At 44.4% G+C, this 23,228-nt stretch carries 24 protein-coding genes; all 24 read left to right on the top strand.

Annotated features, from left to right (window positions below; all coding sequences use genetic code 11):
• The first annotated feature begins 5 nt into the window (after nt 1-5).
• The 24 genes from fliQ to BW944_RS01850 all read left to right on the top strand — a co-directional run bounded on the left by fliQ (nt 6) and on the right by BW944_RS01850 (nt 23,212).
• Nucleotides 6-275, top strand: a complete 270-nt coding sequence (gene fliQ / locus BW944_RS01965; RefSeq protein WP_076556655.1) for a flagellar biosynthesis protein FliQ — start codon at nt 6-8, stop codon at nt 273-275.
• Between the two features lie 4 nt (nt 276-279).
• Nucleotides 280-1,059, top strand: a complete 780-nt coding sequence (fliR, locus tag BW944_RS01960) for a flagellar biosynthetic protein FliR (RefSeq protein WP_076556654.1) — start codon at nt 280-282, stop codon at nt 1,057-1,059.
• Between the two features lies 1 nt (nt 1,060).
• On the top strand, nt 1,061-2,146 hold the full coding sequence (gene flhB, locus BW944_RS01955; RefSeq protein WP_076556653.1) for a flagellar biosynthesis protein FlhB: 1,086 nt from the start codon (nt 1,061-1,063) through the stop codon (nt 2,144-2,146).
• Between the two features lie 21 nt (nt 2,147-2,167).
• Nucleotides 2,168-4,201: a flagellar biosynthesis protein FlhA gene (gene flhA, locus BW944_RS01950; RefSeq protein ID WP_076556652.1), complete on the top strand. Its 2,034-nt coding sequence runs from the start codon at nt 2,168-2,170 to the stop codon at nt 4,199-4,201.
• Nucleotides 4,198-5,286, top strand: coding sequence for a flagellar biosynthesis GTPase FlhF (gene flhF / locus BW944_RS01945; protein WP_076556651.1), 1,089 nt, complete (start codon nt 4,198-4,200; stop codon nt 5,284-5,286). Before flhA ends, flhF begins: the two co-directional genes overlap by 4 nt.
• Nucleotides 5,270-6,124 (top strand): MinD/ParA family protein, encoded by an 855-nt coding sequence (locus tag BW944_RS01940; RefSeq protein ID WP_084193584.1) that lies wholly within the window; start codon nt 5,270-5,272, stop codon nt 6,122-6,124. Before flhF ends, BW944_RS01940 begins: the two co-directional genes overlap by 17 nt.
• Nucleotides 6,125-6,130: 6 nt before the next feature.
• Complete coding sequence (locus BW944_RS01935) at nt 6,131-7,171, top strand: protein-glutamate methylesterase/protein-glutamine glutaminase (protein ID WP_076556650.1); 1,041 nt, start codon at nt 6,131-6,133, stop codon at nt 7,169-7,171.
• 12 nt (nt 7,172-7,183) lie between these two features.
• Nucleotides 7,184-9,202 (top strand): chemotaxis protein CheA, encoded by a 2,019-nt coding sequence (locus BW944_RS01930; protein ID WP_076556649.1) that lies wholly within the window; start codon nt 7,184-7,186, stop codon nt 9,200-9,202.
• Nucleotides 9,203-9,218: 16 nt separating this feature from the next.
• Nucleotides 9,219-9,689, top strand: a complete 471-nt coding sequence (locus BW944_RS01925) for a chemotaxis protein CheW (protein WP_076556648.1) — start codon at nt 9,219-9,221, stop codon at nt 9,687-9,689.
• Nucleotides 9,689-10,321 (top strand): chemotaxis protein CheC, encoded by a 633-nt coding sequence (locus BW944_RS01920; protein WP_076556647.1) that lies wholly within the window; start codon nt 9,689-9,691, stop codon nt 10,319-10,321. The genes BW944_RS01925 and BW944_RS01920 overlap by 1 nt, the downstream gene beginning before the upstream one ends.
• Complete coding sequence (locus tag BW944_RS01915; RefSeq protein ID WP_076556646.1) at nt 10,311-10,814, top strand: chemotaxis protein CheD; 504 nt, start codon at nt 10,311-10,313, stop codon at nt 10,812-10,814. The genes BW944_RS01920 and BW944_RS01915 overlap by 11 nt, the downstream gene beginning before the upstream one ends.
• Complete coding sequence (locus BW944_RS01910) at nt 10,811-11,131, top strand: hypothetical protein (RefSeq protein ID WP_076556645.1); 321 nt, start codon at nt 10,811-10,813, stop codon at nt 11,129-11,131. The genes BW944_RS01915 and BW944_RS01910 overlap by 4 nt, the downstream gene beginning before the upstream one ends.
• A 30-nt stretch (nt 11,132-11,161) precedes the next feature.
• Nucleotides 11,162-11,935 carry a FliA/WhiG family RNA polymerase sigma factor gene (locus BW944_RS01905; protein WP_076556644.1) on the top strand — a complete coding sequence of 258 codons (774 nt, stop codon included), beginning with the start codon at nt 11,162-11,164 and terminating at the stop codon, nt 11,933-11,935.
• A gap of 18 nt (nt 11,936-11,953) precedes the next feature.
• Nucleotides 11,954-13,303 (top strand): DUF342 domain-containing protein, encoded by a 1,350-nt coding sequence (locus tag BW944_RS01900; protein WP_076556643.1) that lies wholly within the window; start codon nt 11,954-11,956, stop codon nt 13,301-13,303.
• A gap of 48 nt (nt 13,304-13,351) precedes the next feature.
• On the top strand, nt 13,352-13,807 hold the full coding sequence (locus BW944_RS01895) for a DUF6115 domain-containing protein (protein WP_076556642.1): 456 nt from the start codon (nt 13,352-13,354) through the stop codon (nt 13,805-13,807).
• 168 nt (nt 13,808-13,975) lie between these two features.
• A complete protein-coding gene (rpsB, locus tag BW944_RS01890) occupies nt 13,976-14,731 on the top strand; it encodes a 30S ribosomal protein S2 (protein ID WP_076556641.1) in 756 nt (251 codons plus the stop codon).
• A gap of 277 nt (nt 14,732-15,008) precedes the next feature.
• Nucleotides 15,009-15,893: a translation elongation factor Ts gene (gene tsf, locus BW944_RS01885; protein WP_076556640.1), complete on the top strand. Its 885-nt coding sequence runs from the start codon at nt 15,009-15,011 to the stop codon at nt 15,891-15,893.
• Between the two features lie 84 nt (nt 15,894-15,977).
• Nucleotides 15,978-16,700 carry a UMP kinase gene (gene pyrH / locus BW944_RS01880; RefSeq protein ID WP_076556639.1) on the top strand — a complete coding sequence of 241 codons (723 nt, stop codon included), beginning with the start codon at nt 15,978-15,980 and terminating at the stop codon, nt 16,698-16,700.
• A gap of 3 nt (nt 16,701-16,703) precedes the next feature.
• Complete coding sequence (gene frr, locus BW944_RS01875) at nt 16,704-17,261, top strand: ribosome recycling factor (RefSeq protein WP_076556638.1); 558 nt, start codon at nt 16,704-16,706, stop codon at nt 17,259-17,261.
• 133 nt (nt 17,262-17,394) lie between these two features.
• Nucleotides 17,395-18,162, top strand: coding sequence for an isoprenyl transferase (locus BW944_RS01870; RefSeq protein WP_143525633.1), 768 nt, complete (start codon nt 17,395-17,397; stop codon nt 18,160-18,162).
• A gap of 11 nt (nt 18,163-18,173) precedes the next feature.
• Nucleotides 18,174-18,965 (top strand): phosphatidate cytidylyltransferase, encoded by a 792-nt coding sequence (locus BW944_RS01865; protein ID WP_076556636.1) that lies wholly within the window; start codon nt 18,174-18,176, stop codon nt 18,963-18,965.
• Between the two features lie 16 nt (nt 18,966-18,981).
• Nucleotides 18,982-20,127 carry a 1-deoxy-D-xylulose-5-phosphate reductoisomerase gene (gene dxr, locus BW944_RS01860; RefSeq protein ID WP_076556635.1) on the top strand — a complete coding sequence of 382 codons (1,146 nt, stop codon included), beginning with the start codon at nt 18,982-18,984 and terminating at the stop codon, nt 20,125-20,127.
• A 15-nt stretch (nt 20,128-20,142) separates the two neighbouring features.
• Entirely contained in the window at nt 20,143-21,399 is a 1,257-nt protein-coding gene (rseP, locus tag BW944_RS01855) for an RIP metalloprotease RseP (RefSeq protein ID WP_076556634.1), read from the top strand.
• A gap of 112 nt (nt 21,400-21,511) precedes the next feature.
• Nucleotides 21,512-23,212, top strand: coding sequence for a proline--tRNA ligase (locus BW944_RS01850; protein WP_076556633.1), 1,701 nt, complete (start codon nt 21,512-21,514; stop codon nt 23,210-23,212).
• Nucleotides 23,213-23,228: the final 16 nt, after the last annotated feature.

The raw sequence follows: 23,228 nt of genomic DNA, 5'->3' as shown, positions 1-23,228 counted from the left end.
ACGTAATGAATAGTGAAATGGTCATACAGTTTGCGAAAGAGGGGATTTACACAGTCCTTATTGTCACGGGGCCTTTATTGATCCTTGCCCTTGCCGTCGGTTTAATCGTGAGTATATTTCAGGCGACCACTCAAATCCAGGAACAGACGCTCGCTTTTATACCGAAGATTGTAGCGGTTCTCATCGGTCTCATATTTTTCGGGCCCTGGATGCTGACGAATATGATCGAGTTCACGGCTTCGGTGTTCAGAAACCTGAATATGTTAGTAGGATAACCGGATGACCGAATGGATCAATTTTGCGAATGTCCCTGCTTTTCTCCTGGTATTTATAAGAATTACTGCTTTTTTTGCAACGCTTCCGCTATTTTCATATCGGAATGTTCCGACCCAGCATAAAGTCGGTTTTTCCTTCTTTTTGGCACTTATTTTATATATAACGATCGATCCTCCGGTGTTTACAATCGATCATACATATTTGCTGTTGATGATCAAAGAAGCGATTGTCGGACTTTTCGTCGGACTCTTGGCGTACATAGTCATAACGGCCGTACAAATTGCGGGCGGTTTCATTGATTTCCAGATGGGTTTTGCTATTGCGAATGTGGTGGACCCGCAGACAGGGGCGCAGAGCCCTTTGATCGGCCAGTATTTATATATGATAACCCTTCTTTTCATCCTCGTCGTTGATGGCCACCACCTGATGATTGACGGTATGTTTTATAGCTATGAGGCTATCGGTATAGATCAGTTCATTCAATTCCAGGATGAAAACTGGATAGAATACGTTGTCTACACCTTCAATGAAATGTTCATCGTCGCTTTCTTAATGGCTATTCCACTGGTAGGTTGTCTGTTTCTCGTAGATGTGGCTCTTGGAATTATTGCCCGCTCTGTTCCGCAGCTGAACGTCTTCGTGGTAGGATTGCCGCTTAAGATCTTTGTGGCTCTCGTTGTATTGACTATTTTAATGGGTTTTTACGTAATGCTGATTGAAGAGCTTTTCGACATGATGCTCCGAACGATGAGAGGATTCATGGAGGTGCTGGGGAGGACGTAGTGTGAAAAGATTACAACTAGATTTACAATACTTTGCTGCTGACGAAAAGACGGAAGAGGCGACCCCTAAGAAAAAACAGGATTCGAGAAAAAAGGGTCAGGTCGCTAAAAGTCAGGATGTGAATACCGGTTTTCTTTTATTACTTACATTCGGTGCTCTTTATCTCACTGGTCCTTTGTTGAAAGACACCGCCCTCACGATGTTTGAGCAGGCATTCACCGAATACATACATCTGGAAGTCACTGAATTCACAGTGGGACGTGTGTTGAATGAAATGACCATCGAAATATCTAAAGCATTGGCACCGATCATGGGAATAGCGGTGGTTGCAGGGATTGCATCCAACCTGGTGCAGGTGGGGGTGATGTTCACAGGGGAACCCTTGAAAATAGACCCGAAGAAGCTAAATCCTATACAGGGGTTCAAACGGATTTTCTCGGCCCGGGCTATCGTAGAGCTCATCAAATCTTTACTGAAAATCACCATGGTCGGAGCTATCACTTTTTCGATCATATGGATCAATAAAAATGAAATGGTCATGGCCGCTCAGAAATCTGTGGACGCAGCACTTTCCTTTTTCGGAAACGTATCAATGGTAATGGGTCTTGCCTCTGCCTTGGCTCTGTTGATTTTGTCGATCATCGATTACACGTATCAAAAATATGATCATGAAAAAAACATAAGGATGTCTAAAAAAGATGTAAAAGATGAGCATAAAAATATGGAAGGGGATCCGCAGATCAGAGCGAAAATCAAAGAAAAGCAGCGGCAGATGTCCGCTGCAAGGATGATGAGCGAAGTTCCTGATGCGGATGTAGTCATAACGAACCCGACCCATTATGCTGTGGCTATCAAATACGATGAAGAAAAATCCGACGCCCCATTTGTGGTGGCGAAGGGTGTCGACTTTGTAGCATTGAAAATCAGAGAAGTGGCGAAAGCGAACGATGTCGTTACTGTCGAGAACAGAGGACTGGCTAGAGGGATATATGCTCAGACCGATATTGATCAGCCGATTGATGAGGACTTCTTTCAGGCTGTAGCGGAAGTTCTGGCCTATGTATATAAACTACAGAAAAAAGTTTGAAATCATTAAGGAGAGACGATCATGTCAGCCAGAGATTTATCAGTATTATTAGGAATCATATTAATTATCGTCATGTTGGTCATACCTCTTCCTGGATGGCTTTTAAGCTTTTTGATATTGGTGAATATCACATTGGCTCTTCTCGTTATCCTTGTATCGATGAACATGGATGATGTGCTTCAGTTTGCCGTGTTTCCGACTCTTCTATTATTGATGACTTTGTTCAGACTGGGCCTTAACGTTTCTACTACCAGATCGATTCTTTCGGAAGCCCAGGCAGGACAGGTTATTGAAACGTTCGGGACTTTCGTTATCGGCGGGAACGCGCTCGTAGGTTTCGTAGTATTCGTCATTCTGGTGATCATCCAGTTCCTTGTCATCACTAAAGGCGCGGAGCGGGTCTCTGAAGTTGCCGCCCGTTTCACCCTTGACGCCATGCCCGGTAAGCAGATGAGTATTGATGCGGATCTGAACGCAGGCATGATCAATGAACATCAGGCTAAAGAACGACGGGACAAGGTGGAGCAGGAAGCGGATTTCTATGGGGCTATGGATGGTGCCAGTAAATTCGTAAAAGGAGACGCCATCGCCGGAATCATCATCGTTTTGATGAATATCATTTTTGGACTTATCATCGGTATGGTGCAGATGGGCTTAGGTTTTCAGGAAGCGATTGATACATACATGAGACTTACTGTAGGAGACGGGCTTGTCAGTCAGATTCCGGCTCTTCTTTTATCCACTGCTACCGGTATCGTTGTCACAAGAGTCGCCTCCAAAGGTAATCTGGGTAACGACGTGACCGATCAGCTTCTTCGTTTTCCGAAACTTCTATACGTAGCCGGAGGAGCGATATTTTTATTAGGACTTACTCCTATTCCTTTCTCTCTGACGCTAATGATCTCTTCCTTTTTGATTTTCGGCGGTTTCTGGTTATCCCGGGAATCTTCGGAACCTGAAATAGAAGAACCGGAAGAAGATGACGCAACAGAAAGTGAACAGATGAGATCGCCCGATAACGTTGTCGACCTCATAAGCATGGATCCGATAGAATTCGAGTTCGGATACGCGCTTATTCCGATCGCTGATGCGAACCAGGGCGGGGATCTGCTCGATCGAATCGTCATGATCCGCAGGCAACTGGCGATTGAACTTGGAATTGTCATACCTGTAGTCAGGATCCGTGATAATATCCAGTTGAACCCGAATGAGTACCGTTTAAAAATCAAAGGGAATGAAGTGGCCACAGGAGAACTGTTACTTGACCATTACCTGGCGATGACTCCCGGGGATGACGATGAAGAAATCGAAGGGATCGAAACCGTGGAACCGGCGTTCGGCTTACCTGCGAAATGGGTGACAGAAGATATGAAGGATGAAGCGGAACTCACCGGCTATACGGTTGTGGACCCTCCTTCTGTCGTTTCTACCCACATCACAGAAATCATCAAACGGTACTCCCATGAATTACTGGGACGCCAGGAAACACAGAAGCTCATCGATCACCTTAAGGAATCCTACCCTATTCTGGTCGAAGAAGTGACACCGGAACCTCTCCACGTAGGGGATGTGCAAAAGGTTCTTGCAAAACTGTTGAGAGAAAACGTTTCCGTGAAAAATCTCCCGGTCATTTTTGAAACGCTGGCAGATTTTGCGAAAATGACGAATGATACGGACCTCCTCGGAGAGTATGCACGTCAGTCATTGGCTGTTCAAATCACCAATCAATATAAAAAAGAGGACGGGACGATCAAAGTAGTGACGATCTCCGGGCAAGTGGAAAAACTGATAGCTGATCATGTGCAACAAACGGAACATGGAAGTTTTCTTGCTCTCGATCCAGAGAAACAGCAGATGATCACACAACGTATCGCTCAACTCGCTGAACAGTTATCCCTTCAGGAAGAAACCGCGATTGTATTGTGCTCTCCGGCTATTCGTATGTATGTGAAACAACTGTTGGACAGGTTCCTGCCACAGGTCGTTGTACTTTCCTATAACGAAATCGATCCAAGTGTCGAAGTTCAAAGCGTCGGGGTGGTGAATATGGAATGAAGGTGAAAAAATTTCAGGCTGAATCAATGCCGAAAGCAATGAAGAAAGTGAAACAGGAAATGGGGACGGAAGCTGTCATCCTCAATTCCAAAGAAGTGAAAAGTAAAGGATTTCTCGGGTTCTTCAGAAAAAAAGAAATAGAAGTGATAGCAGCCAGAGATCCGGAAGCTTCGAAGCCGTTGCGTCCGGAGGTTACTTCAGCACCAGTGGAAAAAGAACGAACGCCTCTGCAGGAAGCTTCTGGTAATGAGTTACTCATGCAGGAACTCGATCAGTTGAAGACTTTGATCAGGGCCGAAAAAATGGACACGTCTGAAGTGAAAGAACATTATGCAAAACTTCAGAACCAGGAACTGGCTTCTGAATTCATTGAGGAAATCCTTTCCGGAAAGGAGGGGGAAAGCCTTCTTTCCATTGCAACTCAAGAGTATCTGACCGGGGAGGCCACTCAGGTCCCTGCCTCGTCTATAAACAAAAGCAAAAAGTTCCTGCATCTTATCGGACCGACCGGTGTCGGAAAGACGACTACGGCTGCTAAGCTTGCAGCCGATGCAATGTTGAATGAAGGGCTTTCTGTAGGGTTCATTACTACAGATACGTACCGGATAGCAGCAATCGAGCAGTTGCAGACGTACGCGAAACTGCTGGATGTACCTATGGAGGTCGCTTACAACATTGAGGATTATCTCACAGCGAGAGAGAAAATGAAGGACAAGGACTTTGTCATCGTGGATACGGCGGGTAGGAATTATAAGGATCCCGCCTACGTCGAAGAGCTCCGGCAAGTCATTGATTTCAGGAAAGATGCGGAGACGGTGCTCGTTTTATCCATGACAAGCAAATTCCAGGATATAGAATCTGTATTCAATCAATTTTCAAGTGTCCCTCTCCATTCTCTGATTTTTACGAAGATGGATGAAACAGGAAGTTATGGCGCTGCTATCAGTCTTGCTCTCAAACATCGGATCGGTATTTCTTATGTGACGAAAGGGCAAAGCGTTCCCGACGATATTTCTTCCGCTTCGTTATCGGAACTAATCGAGAAACTGAGGAAGGAGCTTGCTTCTGATGAGCGATCAGGCTGAAAAATTAAGGATGCGGTTACGTCAGAAACAAAATGGAAAAAAAGCAAAGGTGATTTCAGTAGCAAGTGGCAAAGGCGGGGTCGGTAAATCGAACGTTACCATCAATTTTGCACTTGAATTGATGTCCTATCAAAAAAAGGTGCTCGTCATCGATTTGGATATAGGAATGGGAAATATTGATATTCTCCTTGGTCTTTCCCCTGCCTATCATATGGTAGACCTGTTTCATAGAAACATTCCGATACGTGACATCATAGAAAAGGGACCTAATTCCTTACCGTATATAGCCGGCGGATCAAGCCTCAGTCAATTTTTCCATGTTGAAAAAGAGGAGTTCGCTTATTTCCTCTCCGAATTCGAATCTCTACTTTACGACTACGACTACATTTTTTTCGATATGGGTGCAGGGGCAAATGAAGAAAGCCTCCAGTTCATAGCCGCTTCAGATGAAACTTTCATTATTACCACTACAGAACCTACTTCTCTTACAGATGCTTATTCGATGGTCAAGCATATCTATGCAATGTCTCCTGGAATGAGTATCTCCATATTGATGAATCGCGCACTGAATGATAGGCAGGGCAATAGATCATTGGATCGCATACAATCAGTCGTTTCAAATTTCTTAGAAAAAGATGTTAAATCCCTCGGAGTTCTGATCGATGATAAAGCAGTGATGAAAGCTGTCCATCTCCAGAGTCCATTTATCCAAGAATTTCCGGCGAGTAAGGCAGGGAAATCCTTGAAGGCTGTGGTTCGCGCATATGTAGAAGGCAGGGAAGAAAAAGGGGATGGGTCCTTCCTGCAGAAATTGAAAAAGATGGTTACTGAAAGGTAGATGGTGATGGAAAAGCAATCTGTTCTAATTGTTGACGACTCGGCTTTCATGAGAAAAATGATTCATGAGATGATCGAGGAGGATCCGCGACTATATGTTATTGCTACCGCAAGGAACGGGGAAGATGCTCTTTTAAAAGTGGAGAAATTCGACCCCGATGTAGTCACCATGGATATTGAAATGCCTAAAATGGATGGGATAAGGGCTCTTGAGATCATCATGGAGAAATACCCGAGACCTGTAGTCATGCTATCGAGCCTGACTCAAAACGGAGCGGAAAACACAGTGCAGGCCTTGAGTGCAGGAGCGGTGGATTTCATCCCGAAACCCTCCGGTTCAATTTCGCTCGATATCAATAACATAAAGAAGCAAATCGTGCAGAAAGTGATTACTGCCTCTAAAGCGAAAGTTCCTAAAATGATTGGCACAGCAAGAGATGAGAGGATTCCGACTGTGACTACCAACAAGCCTTCACGTTCACTCATCGCGATAGGAACCTCGACAGGAGGCCCGAGAGCTTTACAGGAAGTACTTACGAGTCTTCCCATTGATTTTCCGAGTCCGATACTCATCGTCCAGCATATGCCGCCAGGGTTCACTAAATCCTTAGCCGATCGTCTCAATAAACTGGCACAAATTCATGTGAAAGAGGCGGAACACGGGGAAAGAATATTGGAAGGGACGGCATATATAGCACCTGGTGGTTATCATTTAAGTGTGAAAGAGAGTCCCGAACTTACTATAGTTTTAAGTGAAAATGAAGAAATATTCGGTCATCGGCCTTCGGTGAATTATCTGTTCGATTCCCTGACTTCTCTTATATCCCATCATCTGGTAACGGTTGTAATGACTGGCATGGGAGCGGATGGGACGGAAGGATTGATCAGGTTGAAGAAAGCCTTGCCGGGAACCCATTCGATCGCCGAAGCAGAAGAGAGCTGTATCGTTTACGGTATGCCGAAGTCAGTCGTCGTCTCGGGATTAGCTGATGAAGTTTTGACATTAAAGGACATCGCCAGAGGGATTCATAAAGCAACCATCCGCTAAGGGGGTAAGGTCATGGAAAATAATCAATATTTAGAAGTTTTCATCGATGAAAGTAAAGAGAATTTACAGACAATAAACGATCAGCTGCTTCATCTTGAAAATGCTCCAGGAGAGATTTCCATAGTTGAAGAAATTTTTCGTGCAGCACATACATTAAAAGGTATGGCAGCAACAATGGGGTATCAGGATATATCGAATCTCACACACAAAATGGAGAATGTTCTTGACCGGGTAAGAAAAGAAGAAATAGATGTAGATCCATCTATGCTGGATGTCGTATTCGAGTCCGTGGATGATCTCGAAGCTATGCTTCTTGACGTTCAAGAAGGTGGGACAGGAGCGAGAGACGTCGAAAAAGTCGTAGCTAAATTACAAAACATCGAAACAGGACAAAGTCCGGAACAGATTGATAAGGTCTCTGATCAAACCAAAACAGACGCTCCGACTTCCGCCGGTTTCCAGGTCGATCGATTTGTGCAGACCGTGCTGGAAGAATCACACGAACAAGGGATGTTTAACTTTCACGTAATAATCACACTACGTGAGGATTGTATGTTGAAAGCAGCTAGAGTATTTATGGTGTTCGAAGTGCTGGAACAGCTCGGGGAAGTGGTTCAGAGTCATCCTCATGCAGAAGCGCTCGAAAACGAAGAATTCGAATCTTTCTTTGAAGTGTTGCTGGTCACAGATAAGCAAGTCGATGAAATCAAAGCTAAGATAATGAAGGTTTCGGAGATTGAAGACGTAGATGTGCAAAGCTACCAGGTGGTTGCAGAAGAAACGGAAGCTGAAGAACAAACAGTCAGAGAAGAAAATGAAACGAACGAGATTGAAGAACAGAGCGATTCTCCCGGCACAAAGGAAGAGAAAAATCGGAAAGTGGCAAACAAAACGATCAGGGTGAACATCGATAGACTGGACGATCTCATGAATTTATTCGAAGAGCTGGTCATTGACAGGGGCCGCCTGGAACAGATTTCTGACGACCTCAAAAACACCGAATTGACGGAAACAGTGGAGCGTATGTCCAGAGTTTCTGGAGATCTGCAATCTATCATTCTGAATATGCGGATGGTGCCGGTAGAACAGGTTTTCAACCGCTTCCCTCGTATGGTACGTCAAATTTCAAGAGATCTGAATAAAGAGATCAATTTGGAGATCATCGGACAGGAAACCGAACTCGACAGAACGGTCATCGATGAGATCGGCGATCCTCTGATTCATCTGATCCGGAACGCTCTCGATCACGGCATTGAAACCCCGGATAAACGTAAGGCTAACGGAAAAGATCCTCAAGGAAATCTCCAGCTGAAAGCCTATCATAGCGGTAATCACGTGTTCATCGAAATAAGTGATGATGGAGCGGGGATCAACCGGGAAAAAGTTATCCAAAAAGCGATTTCAAATGAAGTGGTGACACGTGAACAGGCAGATGCAATGTCTAATGATAAGGTGAACGAACTGATAATGGCCAGTGGCTTCTCCACAGCTGATGAAGTCTCGGATCTATCTGGACGGGGGGTAGGTCTTGATGTCGTTAAAAATACGATCGAGTCCCTCGGAGGAACGATTGCAATTCAGTCTGAGCTCGACAGGGGCAGCACGTTTTCCATCCAACTTCCGCTAACGTTATCCATCATATCCGTCATGCTTGTCGAAGTTCAGAAGGAAAAATATGCAGTACCCCTCTCTTCTATTATTGAGACTGCGATTGTAAGTAAGGACGATATAATGCACGCCCATAATAAAAAAGTGATTGATTTTCGTGGGAAAGTAGTTCCTCTTGTATTCCTTGAAGATATATTCGAAGTACCAAAAGAACTTGAAGAGGAAGAATATTACTCTCTCGTAATGGTCCGAAAGGGAGAGAAGATGGCAGGTCTTGTCGTCGATTCCTTCATTGGCCAACAGGAAGTTGTACTTAAATCTCTCGGTGATTATTTATCAGGAGTTTTTGCGATTTCAGGCGCAACGATATTAGGAGATGGACAGGTCGCGTTGATTATAGACAGTAATGCTCTGATTAAATAAAAGGGGGTTTGAAGATATGGAGGAAGAATTGAATGATTTCAAGGTCATTGTGTTTCAAATTGAAGATGAGGAATATGCAATTCCGGTGGAACAGGTTCATGCTATTGAAAGGATGATGCCGATCACCCGTGTCCCGGGGACTCCTTCGTTTGTGGAGGGGGTTATGAATTTACGTGGGGTTGTCACTCCGGTGCTTGATTTGAGGGAACGGTTCGGTCTCTTCAGAAATGAGCACGCAGATCATACACGAGTGATTATTGTAGCTATCGATCAGATGAGCGTCGGGCTTGTAGTGGATCATGCTAATGATGTCCTCGATCTCAATTCAAGTCAGGTGGAACCCCCGCCTGAAGTCGTCGGAAATGTCGAAGCGGATTACATTCAAGGTGTAGCTAAAATAGGGAAACGTCTGCTCGTTCTTCTGAATCTTTCCAAGGTGTTGTCAAAAGAAGAAATGCTGGAGCTGAAATCTTCGGAGAGTTATTGATGAGTGACGGAATAGGGGAATTTCAGTTGGATGTACTTAAGGAGATTGGAAATATCGGCGCAGGTCATGCTGCAACGTCCCTTTCCGATTTGTTGGATCGGACCATTGACATGAAGGTTCCTACAGTAAGAAAAGCTACTTTCGAAGAAGCGACAGAAATGACAGGTGGTCCAGAAGAGATGGTGGTCACAACTTTTCTCCGAGTGCTGGGAGATGCTCCTGCAACGATGTTTTTTATTCTGCAACCCGACCAGGCTGATTATTTCACGAAGGAAATGATAGGACAGACCCAAGGTTCCTTTAAGGACTTGAGTGCAGGAACGATGATGTATTCAGCCGCTCAGGAATTAGGTAATATTTTGGCCGGTTCTTATTTGAGTGCCCTGTCGGATTTCACGAAACTCGATTTACAGCCAAGTGTCCCGGAACTTACTGTAGACATGTTCGGAGCCATTGTGAATTCAGGTCTCGTCGAAGTGTCAAATGAGACGGACGAAGTCATCATAGTTGAGACCGTATTGCTCGATCCGTTGAAGGACGAGGGGATCAATGGATATTTTCTCTTGTTGCCCGATCCCGGGTCTTACAGAGTGATCTTCGAATCCTTGGGAGTATCTACTGATGAGTACTGAGACAAAAGCAATCATCAAGGTAGGGATATCCGATGCAAAAGTCGCCAGGGCCCCTTATATTCTTAAGACTACCGGTTTAGGTTCTTGTGTAGGCATCGTAATATACAATCCCTTTTCGAATGTGGCAGGGATGGCTCATATTATGCTGTCTGAATCGAAAATGGCAAAAAAGAATGATTTCAATCCGATGAAATATGCGGATACAGCAATTGACTACCTTTTCCGAACGTTGGTGGAGGAAGGTATGAACAAACATGGTATGAAAGCAATCATCGTCGGAGGTGCTCAGATGTTTCGATTTAAAACTTCCAGTGATTTGATGCGTATTGGACCAAGGAATACAGAAGCTGTAAAATTGGAAATGAAAAAAAGAGGGGTTCCGGTCATTGCCGAGGAGACCGGCGGTAGTAACGGGCGGACGATTGAATTCAATATCGAATCTTACGAGCTGACCGTCAAAACTGTGAATGCAGGCGAAAAGGTGCTGAAATGATCGGGTCTATCCGCTGGAATATATGGATATCAATGCTTGTCGCACTGACTGCTTTTCTCCTCAGTTGGCGGGTAAACCCTCTTTTGACTTCTTTGCTTCGTTCGGGTATCGCTTTTATAATTTTGTTTATAACAGTTTTTCTTATTCGGGCTATCGTAACTAAGGTATCTACTCCGGAAACGAATGAGAGTGTTGCTGAAGATGAAATCGAGAGAACTCAGGCTCAGGAGCACAGCGACGCGGGAGAAGATGAAGATGGTGAAGAAACATCCAGGATTATAAAAGAGCTTATGAATCAAGACAAAGGAACGAACTAACATGAAGCCGGCAGTATAGGGAGGTGTAGCATGTCGAACTCAATTTCTTCCGAGGAGCAGAAATTGTGGGATCGTTGGCTAAATCAGAATGATAAAGATGCCGCAAATGAATTGATAGTTCAATATGAATATCTTGTCAGTTATCAGGTCCAGCGAATATCTCAGCACTTACCGAAAAGTGTGAGCAAAGATGATATCAAAAGTCTGGCTTACTTCGGGTTATACGATGCCCTGAAGAAGTTTGATCTAGGACGTGAATTGAAATTTGTAACCTATGCCTCTTTCAGAATAAAGGGCTCCATTATTGACGGATTGCGAAAAGAAGATTGGTTGCCACGAACGGTGCGCGATAAATCCAAAAAAATCGAGCAAGCGGCGGAAACTCTGGAACAGACACTGGGAAGAAGCCCAGATTCCCATGAAATTGCCGAAGTGCTTGAGATGACGCCTCAGGAAGTCGAAGAAATCACGAAAGATGCTTACTTTTCCAATGTGCTATCTGTAGAAGAAAAACCGAAAGATACAGGAGATGAACATAAAGAGGGGATCGGGTATATGATTCCTGATGAGCAAGGGGAGTTACCCGATGAGTCGGTCGTTAAGGACGAGAATATCAGGGAACTCATTGAAGAAATCAAGCAGTTGAATGATAAAGAGCAACTAGTATTAAGTCTCTTTTATGAAGAAGAGTTAACGCTAACAGAAATTGGTAAAGTGATGGAGTTGACAACCTCGAGGATATCTCAAATCCATGCCCGTGCTGTATTTAAACTCCGGGAATCGCTATGGAAGTATCAACGATAAGCCGGGGAGGGAGGTCATATGATTTCAACGATTGAAGTTCGTATTTCAGAAGATAAGACGAAAGCCTACCTTCACGCAGAGAGCGAAACGGAAACTCTGACTCGAGATTTTACTGTGCAATTTCTTAAAGAAGAAGGAATCATATACGGTCTGAATGATAGAAACATTTCTTCTGTTGAAGAAGAGGTCGTAACTTTTCCTGTCTGCGTTGCAGAAGGCACTCAGGCAGTGAATGGAGAGAATGGTTTTGTCACTTATAATGTCGATCTCTCCTTTCAAAAAAATGAAGTTGATAAAGATGATTTCCGGGAAGTGATGAGAATACCGAGTGTCCGTGAAGGAGAAGTTCTCGGTATGATCCACGATCCCACGGAAGGAATAAAAGGAAAAAACGTCTACGGAAAAGAGATTGCCCCGAGACATGGGAAACCCGCCAGAATCCGTCCCGGTAAAAATGTAATTTATGACCGGAACTCCGGTGTTCTTTATGCAGGGATAGATGGACAGGTCAGTTATGATGAAGTACATCTTTCGGTTCATCCGGTTTATCAGGTGGACGGGGATGTAGATATGAAAACCGGCAATATTCATTTCGTAGGCTCGGTAGTGATCACTGGAGATGTACCTACCGGGTACGTAATTAAAGCCGGGGCCGATATCAATGTGAAGGGCCTGGTGGAAGGTGCCAGACTGGAAGCGGGTGGTTCGATCTTTATAGAAGGCGGTGTCTCCGGTGTCGGAAAGTGTAGTCTCATAGCCGGGATGGATGTCAAAGCTTCGTATATAAATCAGGGTGATGTCGAAGCGGGGCAGGATATTATCGTAAACAGATCGATCGTCCATAGTGAGTGTGCCGCAAAAAGATACGTGATTTGCAGTAACGGAGGTATCATCGGTGGGAGTACTTCTTCCGGCCTTGAAATACGTTCTAAAGACATAGGGAATCGTATGAATACACCGACACGTATTTTTATGGGGATAAACAAGAAAATCAAAGAAAAGGTCGATGAATTCGAAAGCAAAATCCAGTCGAAAGAAGAAGAAAAACAGAAGCTGGTGGCCATAGGGGAAAAGCTTCTGCAAGTGTACAAAGTAAAGGGAGTCCTCTCCGACAAACAGAAATCCTTGTTACATAAACAAAAGAATTCTATGGGGTATCTGGACGCTGACGTTGCCGTACTAAAAGATGAATTGTTTGAATTGAACGCCTCCCTGGGTAACGTGGAGAAGGCTGTGGTTTCCGTGGACCGCGTCCTTTATTCCAACGTGAAAATAGGCTTCGGAAAATACGAGTATCAGATTAACCAGGAACAAAATCATGTTTATGTCCGTATGGAAAGAGGGGAAATAAAAGTAGTACCCCAGTAATAGAGAAACTGATGTTATTACAGTTTACAGTTAGTTGGTGAAACGCACATGACCACATTTTTGTTAGTCATCAATTTTATCATTGATGGGGTAATCATCCTTGGCCTGTTTCTATTGTTCACGAAACTTCGCAGTAAAGACGAAGACACCGAAAAGCAGGAGCGTATGGCCAGAGAAATTGAAGGGACGTTCCAATCATATCTGGAAGAAATCAAAGAAGAGAACAAGCGTTTCGAACAACAAATGACAAGCCATAGTCTCAGTCCTTACGACCAGTCAGACCAGGAAGAGAAACAGCAGACGGTGGAACCCCGGCTTCAAGAGGACCAGAGTGTCGTCTATCATCCCCCTGAGATCGAAGACGAAGGCACAGTGGAGCTTTCAGATCAGGTGAGGGTAAAGCAGATGGAGTTGCAGGGGTATTCAACTGAAGAGATTGCCAGAAGTCTTAATCTCGGGAAGACGGAAGTCGATTTAATGCTTAAATTCAATCGAGGGACGTAATCTTCACTTGTCAACGACCGTAAGTTGTGGTATATTAATTTTCGGTGTCAATACACACGTTTCCGGATTTCTATGTGGGTTGCTTTCTTAAGAAAGTAGAGGAAGTTCGCAAAGAAAAATGAAGGAAGCGGCGGATACTAAAATAAACCAAACAGGAGGATTTTAATTATGTCAGCTATTTCCATGAAACAGCTGCTTGAAGCAGGAGTTCATTTCGGTCACCAGACACGTCGTTGGAATCCGAAAATGAAAAAGTACATTTTCACAGAGCGTAATGGTATCTACATTATCGACTTGCAGAAGACAGTGAAAAAAGTGGACGAAGCGTTCAATTATGTTCGTGATCTTGCTGCTGATGGCGGTAAAGTTCTATTCGTAGGTACGAAGAAACAGGCACAGGACACTGTTCGTGAAGAAGCGAACCGTGCAGGTATGTACTATATCAACCAGCGTTGGTTGGGTGGTACTTTGACTAACTTCAAAACAATTCGTAAACGTATTACTCGTTTGAAAGATATCGAACGCATGGAAGAAGACGGAACTTTCGATGTTCTTCCTAAAAAAGAAGTTATGGAATTGAACAAAGAAAGAGAAAAACTCGAGAAATTCTTGGGTGGTATCCGTAACATGGAAGAACTTCCGGACGCTCTTTTCGTAGTAGACCCTCGCAAAGAACGTATCGCAATTGCGGAAGCTCATAAATTGAACATTCCGATCGTCGGTATGGTCGACACGAACTGTGACCCGGATGAAATAGATTATGTAATTCCTGCCAATGATGATGCTATTCGTGCTGTAAAACTTCTTACAGGTAAAATGGCTGATGCGATTCTTGAAGCCAAACAAGGTGAAGAGGAAGAAGCAGAAGTTGCTGAAGAAGAAGCAGAAGAAACAAAAGATGAATCAGAAACTGTAGAAGAGTAGGCAGGTTTCAGGAGGTGATAAGAGGGAAACCTTTTATCACCTTTTTTAAAGAAAAGGCTTTGTTCAAGCCTGTTGTTTATTTCAAAACGAAGGTTGGAGACGCCTGTGGGAGAAGCATGAACGGAAAATCACCGGAATCGAACGTAGGGATATTCCGGAAGTTTACGTCATGCCCGCGGCAAGCTCCCACCCGTAGAGATGAAATCAACCAGGAACGATGACAGAGTTAAAGAAATGGTCTCTATAAATACAAACGAAATACAAGGAGGAACAATTAATGGCTATTAATGCAAAAATGGTTAAAGAATTGCGCGAAGCTACAGGCGCAGGAATGATGGACTGTAAGAAAGCCTTGACAGAAACGGACGGAGATATGGAAGAAGCTCAGAACTGGCTTCGTGAAAAAGGAATCTCTAAAGCAGCCAAAAAAGCGGACCGTATTGCTGCAGAAGGTTCCGCTTATATCGTTACATCCGGTAATACGGCTGTTATGATCGAAGTGAACTGTGAAACGGATTTCGTTGTGAAAAACGATCAGTTCCAAACACTCTTGCAAGAGCTTGGAAATCACATTATTTCACAAAAGCCTGAGGATGTAGAAACAGCTCTTGAGCAGCCCCTTCATGGAGAAGGTCAAAAAGTCGGCGATTATATCACTGACGTTATCGCTAAAATCGGTGAAAAAATCTCGCTTCGTCGTTTCGTTATAAGAGAAAAAACAGACAACGACGCTTTTGGTGCTTATCTTCATATGGGTGGATCCATCGGTGCGCTTACCGTACTTGAAGGTTCAACAGACGAAGCTGCAGCTAAAGATATCGCAATGCATATTGCTGCAGTAAGCCCTCGCTACACGTCTCGTGATCAGGTGCCTGAGGAAGAATTGGACACTGAGCGCGAAACGTTGAAAACACAGGCTTTGAATGAAGGTAAACCTGAAAACATTGTGGAGAAGATGGTAGAAGGTCGTCTTGGCAAGTTCCTTCAGGAAATTTGCCTGTTAGAACAGGATTTCGTCAAGGATCCTGATCAGAAAGTGAAACAGTTTGTCGAGTCCAAAGGTGCGAAGATCAACGAATTCACACGTTTCGGAGTCGGTGAAGGTATGGAAAAACGTGAAGAGAACTTTGCTGATGAAGTGATGAGTCAGGTTAAAAAATAATACCATTCAACTAGAATAGGGGACACGCTGTGTTCCCTATTTTCTAAGGTGAAACTAAAGCTGAATGCTGCTACGGAGGTTATCATGAAAACAGCTCGTTATGACAGAATCGTGTTGAAATTAAGCGGAGAAGCACTTAGTGGCGAGGATGGATTTGGTATTGAACCTAAAATCATCAAATCTGTCGCCCAACAAATCAAGGATGTAGCCGAACTTGGTGTCGAAGTAGCTGTCGTAGTCGGCGGTGGCAACATTTGGCGTGGGAAGGTCGGAAGTCAGATGGGGATGGATCGTGCCAATGCAGACTACATGGGGATGCTGGCAACGGTCATGAATTCTCTTGCTCTTCAGGATAGTCTTGAGAATATCGGAATTCCTACTCGTGTGCAGACTTCCATCGAGATGCGCCAGGTTGCTGAACCTTATATCAGAAGAAAAGCAATTCGTCATCTTGAAAAGAAGCGTGTCGTAATTTTCGCGGCAGGCACAGGGAACCCGTATTTTTCTACAGATACGACTGCTGCCTTACGTGCGGCAGAAGTGGAAGCGGATGTAATACTTATGGCTAAAAATAATGTGGACGGGGTTTATACCTCTGATCCGACATTGAATGCTGATGCCAGAAAGTATGACCGTCTTTCCTATATGGACGTACTGAACGAAGGGCTCGGAGTCATGGATTCAACAGCTTCTTCGTTATGTATGGACAATGATATCGATTTACTGGTATTCTCGATTATGGAAGAAGGAAATATTAAAAAAGCCGTGCTCGGCGAGGATATCGGAACGTTAGTGAGGGGGAAATGAATCATGTCTGACAAATTGATCAAAGAAACGAAAGAACAAATGAAAAAAGCCACCCAGGCTTTTTCTAAGCAATTGGCTACTGTTCGTGCCGGACGCGCCAATCCAGCAATTCTGGATGCTGTTTATGTAGATTATTACGGAGCTTCTACACCGCTTAATCAGCTCGCCCAGGTTTCCGCACCTGAACCGAGGCTTCTGGTCATCACACCGTATGATAAGTCCGCGATTTCAGAAGTGGAAAAAGCTATTCAGAAAGCTGATCTCGGTTTGGCCCCTTCGAGTGACGGTAATGTTGTAAGAATCAACATTCCTGCACTTACTCAGGAAAGACGTAAAGAACTGACGAAAGTTGTCGGCAAGTATGCAGAAGAAGCGAAGGTACAGATCAGGAATATCCGTCGTGAAACCAACGACCAGTTAAAGAAGGATGAAAAAGACGGAGAGCTGACTGAAGACGATCTTCGTTCATCTCAGGATGAAGTTCAAAAGCTTACCGACGAACACGTGAAGAAAATCGATGATCTTGCGAAGCAAAAAGAAGAAGAGATGATGGAAGTATAAAATCAAAGGATGAGCCGTGCTGTATTTGTTTGGCAGTACGGCTTTTGTTTTGCCCTCATCTGTGGTAGTTTTGTTAAGAAGGATAACCGTTATCCTTCATTACATATAGTGAATTAAGAAAAGGATGGTATTCATGCCACTGAATCTCCCGTTCATAAATCGGAGATATCCGAGACAGGAAACAGCATCTGAAATTGATAAAGAGAATATACCAAAACATATCGCGATCATCATGGACGGAAACGGCAGGTGGGCAAAAGAGAAAGGCTTGCCACGGATAGCAGGACATAAAGAAGGCATGGATGTGGTGAAGAAGGTAGTCCGACATGCTTCTGACTTAGGGATCCACGTTCTTACGCTTTATGCCTTTTCAACGGAAAACTGGAAACGCCCCAAAAAAGAGGTGGATTTCCTCATGAAATTGCCCGTTGATTTTCTGCAGACCTACCTTCCTGAACTGATAGAAAAAAATGTGCGCGTGCAAACTATCGGAACGAAGGATCTTCTTCCTAAACACACACAGTCAGCTGTGGATGAAGCTATTTCCCGGACAGAAAACAATACTGGTATGGTGCTCAACTTTGCTTTGAACTATGGAAGCAGACATGAACTTGTGGAAGTGACGAAGCATCTAGCTGCGAAAGTGGAGCAAGGGGAGATTTCATCACAGGATATAACGGAAGAAATGTTTGAGAAGAACTTGTACACATCGCATCTTCGGGAGCCGGATCTTTTGATTCGGACCAGTGGAGAACAACGGTTGAGCAACTTTTTACTGTGGCAACTTGCGTATGCCGAATTCTGGTTCACAGAGGTGTACTGGCCTTCGTTCAATGAGGAAACTTTGGAACAGGCCATTGTCAATTATCAAAATAGAAAGCGTCGATATGGCGGCGTGTAAGGTGTGATTGAATGAAACAACGTACGGTTACCGCTATAATTGCCATCATGATTTTTGTACCCATCGTGCTGTTAGGTGGTACTTTATTTACTTTGTTCGTTTATTTGCTTGCAAGTATAGCCATCTTTGAGCTGATGAGAATGAAGAAGATAGCGAGGTATTCCGTATCTTCGCTGATCACCCTATTGTTTATGTGGGGGCTGATGTTACCGGTGATCAATTCCTATGATTTGACTACCTATGTAACGAAAGCTGAATTAGCTCTGGTAGCAGTACTGCTGCTTCTGAGTTATACAGTTCTTGTGAACAACAGATTCACTTTCGATGATGCCGGATTTCTTCTCATTTCTGCTATTTATGTAGGTATGGGTTTCTATTATCTCATCGAAACACGGGTAGAAGGCGGGCTTGCATATGTATTTTATGCTCTGTTTGTCGTTTGGGCCACTGATACCGGAGCATATGTTTTCGGTCGTATGTTCGGAAAAAGAAAGCTTTGGCCGAAGATAAGCCCGAAGAAAACGGTGGAAGGGGCGCTTGGGGGGGTGATTCTTGCATGTGTGACTGCTGTTATTTTTCAGTTTGTCCATCCTCTTCATTCCTCTATGCTATTACTTATTGTAGTTACGATTTTGATTTCTGTAGCCGGGCAAATCGGAGATCTGGTGGAGTCGGCTTTCAAACGACACTACCTTGTCAAAGATTCAGGGAACATCCTTCCTGGGCATGGGGGAGTGCTGGATCGATTCGACAGCCTGATTTTCATGCTTCCGGTCTTACACTTAATAAACTTCATACCATAATATAGGGAGCGTTCATATGAAAAAAATAGCACTTCTGGGGGCTACAGGCTCCATAGGCGAGCAGACTCTCGACGTAATGCGACAGCATACAGAGGAATTTTCGCTGTTTGCTCTGGCTTTTGGATCGAATACAGAGAAAGCTATCCCTATGATCAGGGAGTTCGAACCTGCTGTAGTCGTGACCGGAAATGAGAAAAGCAGGGAAGAAGTCCGTAAGGCGACCAATCATTCGAATATCCTGATCGGAGAAGAAGGGCTGAAAGCAGCGAGTACGGCGTCGGAAGTGGATGTTCTCGTGAACGCTGTGATGGGAAGTGTCGGATTGCCGGCCACCCTTGAAGCGATCAAGGCGCGAAAACGGATAGCTATAGCGAATAAAGAAACACTCGTCACCGCAGGTCATATAGTAATGGCTGAAGCAGAAAAATATAATACACCTCTCATCCCTGTTGATAGTGAGCATTCAGCAATCTTCCAGGCTCTGAATGGAGAAAGAATGGAGGATGTAAGGAGACTGATCATCACTGCATCCGGTGGAAGTTTCAGGGACAAAACGAGAGAACAGCTTCAGGGAGTGAAAGTCAAAGATGCATTGAATCACCCGAACTGGAGTATGGGGGCAAAAATCACGATAGATTCAGCATCCATGATGAATAAAGGACTTGAAGTGATAGAAGCGCACTGGCTTTTCAATATGCCTTATGAAAAAATCCATGTACTTCTTCATAGAGAAAGTGTCATTCATTCCCTTGTGGAATTCAAGGACCGGAGCGTCATGGCACAGCTCGGCTCTCCTGATATGAAAGTCCCCATTCAGTACGCTCTGACGTACCCGGATAGAATGGATCTTTCAAACACGGATTCGCTAGAGTTGGAGGAGTTTTCACAGCTCAATTTCAGTAAAATGGATTTGGATCGTTTTCGTTGCCTGAAGCTTGCCTTTGATGCAGGAAAGGCAGGCGGATCGATGCCTACGGTGCTTAACGCCGCCAATGAACAGGCGGTGGCTATGTTCCTGGAAGAGAAAATTTCTTTTCTGGAGATAGAATCACTTGTAGAAAAATCACTTACGGAGCATAATAGTATTTCAGAACCCTCTTTATCAGATATAATAGAAATTGATAAAGAAACGAGGAAACGCGTAGAACGTTACGTTAAATAAAGGAAGGTGCTTCATGTGACTACGGTTATTGCGTTCATACTCATGTTCGGATTGTTGGTATTTGTTCATGAGTGGGGGCATTTGATTTTTGCTAAGCGCGCAGGGATGCTTGCCCGCGAGTTCGCTATCGGTTTCGGACCGAAAATTGTTTCATTCACTAAGAATGAAACATTGTATACTATTCGTTTAATACCGGCCGGAGGATATGTCCGTGTTGCGGGGGAAGACCCCGAGATTATCGATCTGAAACCCGGACATCATATCGGTCTCACATTCAACGAAGCGGGTAAAGTCGATAAAATCATTGTAAATAATAAGTCGAAGCATCCGGATGCTCAAATTGTCGAAGTGGAGCATGCTGACCTGGATCACCGGCTAGTAGTGGAAGGCTATGAACCCGGAGAAGATGACAAATTGTTTTTTGAGGTCGATCCTAAAGCTTTGTTTGTATTGGATGAGAAAGAAACTCAGATCGCTCCTTATGACAGACAATTTGCGTCGAAACCGAAAAGAAGCAGAGCGATGCAGCTTTTTGCCGGGCCGATGATGAACTTTGTGCTGGCGATTATACTTTTCACTATTTTAGGATTCATCCAGGGCGTGCCGGCTGATGAGGCACGTTTTGGGGAGATTCAGGAAGAATCACCAGCCACTGAAGCGGGTTTTCAGCCCGGGGATGAAGTGATCCAGGCAGAGGGTCAACAGGTTGAAACGTGGGAAGATTTCACGTTGATCGTTCAGAATCATCCGGAAGAAACGATGTCCGTCACTCTGGAGCGGAATGGAACGACAGAAGAAGTGGAAGTGACACCTAGAGCGGTAGAAGCGCAGGAGCAGACTATCGGTCAAGTAGGTGTGACCCGGGCTTTTGAAGATTCTTTTGCGAAAAAATTGTCTTTCGGATTCACTCAGACATATGACTGGTCTACATTGATTTTGACGAATCTCGGGAAACTGGTCACCGGACAATTTTCCATCGACATGCTGTCTGGGCCTGTAGGTATCTATGATGCTACAGATCAGGTGGTGCAGACAGGATTGACGAACTTTGTAATGTGGACGGCAGTATTGAGTGTCAATCTCGGTATTGTCAACCTTATGCCGATCCCTGCACTTGATGGAGGCAGATTGTTATTCATCGGTGTGGAGCTGATCCGCGGGAAACCGGTGGACCCTCAAAAAGAAGGTGCGATCACTCTGGTCGGTTTTGCGTTGCTTTTGTTACTGATGATTGTAGTTACGTGGAACGATATCCAGCGACTTTTTCTTTAAATCTGGAAAAATCACCGAAGCAATAAAATAGTCAGTATTGATGTATAACAAATCTATCGGGTGAAGGGCATTATGTCCTTTCCCCTTTTTAAAACGAGGAGAGGTGTACGGGATGAGACAGAGTAAAATGTTGGTTCCTACGTTAAAAGAAAACCCGACTGATGCGGATATCGCCAGTCACCAGCTGCTCGTCAGGGCTGGATACATAAGGCAGTTGGCTTCTGGTATTTATACATTGTTGCCACTGGGTAAACGTGTCCTAAGTAAAATCGAAAAAATAATCAGGGAAGAAATGGACCGCTCAGGAGCTCAGGAGATGCTTCTGTCCGCTATGCAGCCGGCCGAGCTCTGGCAGGAAAGTGGAAGATGGTACACATATGGCCCGGAACTAATGAGGGTCAAAGACCGCCATGATCGGGAGTTCGCCTTAGGAGCTACTCATGAGGAAGCGGTGACGAGCGTTATACGTAATGAAATCGATTCTTATAAAAAACTTCCTATGACCCTTTATCAGATTCAGAATAAATTCAGGGATGAGAAGCGTCCCCGCTTCGGTCTTCTTCGTGGTCGGGAATTCCTTATGAAAGATGCTTATTCCTTCAATGAATCACACGAAAGTCTTGATGATAGTTACCAGACAATGTTTGATGCCTACTGTCGTATCTTTGAGCGACTCGGTTTGAATTATCGTGCGGTCATCGCAGATTCCGGAGCGATGGGAGGGAAAGAAACCCATGAGTTTATGGTGCTGTCTGAAGTAGGTGAAGATGTTATCGCATATTCAGATACTTCAAGATATGCAGCTAATGTGGAAATGGCCCCCGTGATAAAAGAATACGAGAAATCAGCGGACGCTCCGAAAGAAATGGAGAAAGTAGCGACGCCTGAGCAGAAAACGATGCAGGAAGTAGCTGATTACTTAGGGCATGAATTGCAATACGGACTTAAATCGATCATGTTCCAAGTGGATGATTTCTATTGTTTAGTGGTTACACGTGGTGACCATGAGGTGAATGATGTCAAAGTGAAAAATCTGTTTGATGCTAAAGTGGTCGAACTCGCAACAGAAGAAGAAACGGAACAGCTTATGGGGGCAGGGTTCGGTTCTCTCGGACCTATCAATGCACCAAAAGAAGTGCAGGTAGTCGCAGACAAGGCTGTCGAAGTTCTTGCGAATGTTACTTGTGGAGCTAATGAGGAAGGCTTCCACTTTACAAATGTGACACCTGAACGTGATTTCGTGCCGGATCATTATGCTGACGTCAGATTTGTGGAAGAAGGGGATCCTTCCCCGGACGGAGAAGGGACGATCAAATTCGCCCGCGGGATCGAAGTAGGTCACGTATTTAAACTCGGCTCATTTTACGCTGAGAATATGGGCGCTTCTTTTCTCGATAACAACGGAAAATCGAGGACGATGGTAATGGGTTCCTATGGTATAGGTGTTTCACGCACGTTAGCTGCAATTGTGGAACAATTCCATGATGAACAGGGTATCGTTTGGCCTGAACAGGTAGCCCCGTACCAGGTGCATGTTCTTTCTCTTAATCCGAAGAAGGAGGAACAGCGTGTATTGGCAGATAAAATATATTCCGATCTTCTGAGTGAAGGTATTGAAGTGTTATATGATGATCGACCGGAACGCGCCGGCGTCAAGTTTGCGGATAGTGATCTGATAGGTATCCCTCTACGTATCATAGTCGGTAAACGGGCCGGCGAAGATGTAGTGGAGATGAAGATGAGGAATGAAGATTCCAAAACGGAAGTGGACTATTCAACACTCCTTGGAGAAATCAAAAATCAGCTGGCATAAAGTGAATACCCTTGCT

The sequence above is a fragment of the Salimicrobium flavidum genome, assembly GCF_900156645.1.
In the GTDB taxonomy this organism is placed as follows: Bacteria; Bacillota; Bacilli; order Bacillales; family Halobacillaceae; genus Salimicrobium; species Salimicrobium flavidum.
Note: the sequence above shows the minus strand (reverse complement) of the source record. Positions and strands in the feature narration are given on the sequence as shown.

Coding starts and splice junctions, on each gene's coding strand:
- fliQ (WP_076556655.1), top strand. CDS start 6: ATGAATAGTGAAATGGTCATACAGTTTGCGAAAGAGGGGATTTACACA.
- fliR (WP_076556654.1), top strand. CDS start 280: ATGACCGAATGGATCAATTTTGCGAATGTCCCTGCTTTTCTCCTGGTA.
- flhA (WP_076556652.1), top strand. CDS start 2,168: ATGTCAGCCAGAGATTTATCAGTATTATTAGGAATCATATTAATTATC.
- flhF (WP_076556651.1), top strand. CDS start 4,198: ATGAAGGTGAAAAAATTTCAGGCTGAATCAATGCCGAAAGCAATGAAG.
- BW944_RS01940 (WP_084193584.1), top strand. CDS start 5,270: ATGAGCGATCAGGCTGAAAAATTAAGGATGCGGTTACGTCAGAAACAA.
- BW944_RS01935 (WP_076556650.1), top strand. CDS start 6,131: ATGGAAAAGCAATCTGTTCTAATTGTTGACGACTCGGCTTTCATGAGA.
- BW944_RS01930 (WP_076556649.1), top strand. CDS start 7,184: ATGGAAAATAATCAATATTTAGAAGTTTTCATCGATGAAAGTAAAGAG.
- BW944_RS01925 (WP_076556648.1), top strand. CDS start 9,219: ATGGAGGAAGAATTGAATGATTTCAAGGTCATTGTGTTTCAAATTGAA.
- BW944_RS01920 (WP_076556647.1), top strand. CDS start 9,689: ATGAGTGACGGAATAGGGGAATTTCAGTTGGATGTACTTAAGGAGATT.
- BW944_RS01915 (WP_076556646.1), top strand. CDS start 10,311: ATGAGTACTGAGACAAAAGCAATCATCAAGGTAGGGATATCCGATGCA.
- BW944_RS01910 (WP_076556645.1), top strand. CDS start 10,811: ATGATCGGGTCTATCCGCTGGAATATATGGATATCAATGCTTGTCGCA.
- BW944_RS01905 (WP_076556644.1), top strand. CDS start 11,162: ATGTCGAACTCAATTTCTTCCGAGGAGCAGAAATTGTGGGATCGTTGG.
- BW944_RS01900 (WP_076556643.1), top strand. CDS start 11,954: ATGATTTCAACGATTGAAGTTCGTATTTCAGAAGATAAGACGAAAGCC.
- BW944_RS01895 (WP_076556642.1), top strand. CDS start 13,352: ATGACCACATTTTTGTTAGTCATCAATTTTATCATTGATGGGGTAATC.
- rpsB (WP_076556641.1), top strand. CDS start 13,976: ATGTCAGCTATTTCCATGAAACAGCTGCTTGAAGCAGGAGTTCATTTC.
- tsf (WP_076556640.1), top strand. CDS start 15,009: ATGGCTATTAATGCAAAAATGGTTAAAGAATTGCGCGAAGCTACAGGC.
- pyrH (WP_076556639.1), top strand. CDS start 15,978: ATGAAAACAGCTCGTTATGACAGAATCGTGTTGAAATTAAGCGGAGAA.
- frr (WP_076556638.1), top strand. CDS start 16,704: ATGTCTGACAAATTGATCAAAGAAACGAAAGAACAAATGAAAAAAGCC.
- BW944_RS01870 (WP_143525633.1), top strand. CDS start 17,395: ATGCCACTGAATCTCCCGTTCATAAATCGGAGATATCCGAGACAGGAA.
- BW944_RS01865 (WP_076556636.1), top strand. CDS start 18,174: ATGAAACAACGTACGGTTACCGCTATAATTGCCATCATGATTTTTGTA.
- dxr (WP_076556635.1), top strand. CDS start 18,982: ATGAAAAAAATAGCACTTCTGGGGGCTACAGGCTCCATAGGCGAGCAG.
- BW944_RS01850 (WP_076556633.1), top strand. CDS start 21,512: ATGAGACAGAGTAAAATGTTGGTTCCTACGTTAAAAGAAAACCCGACT.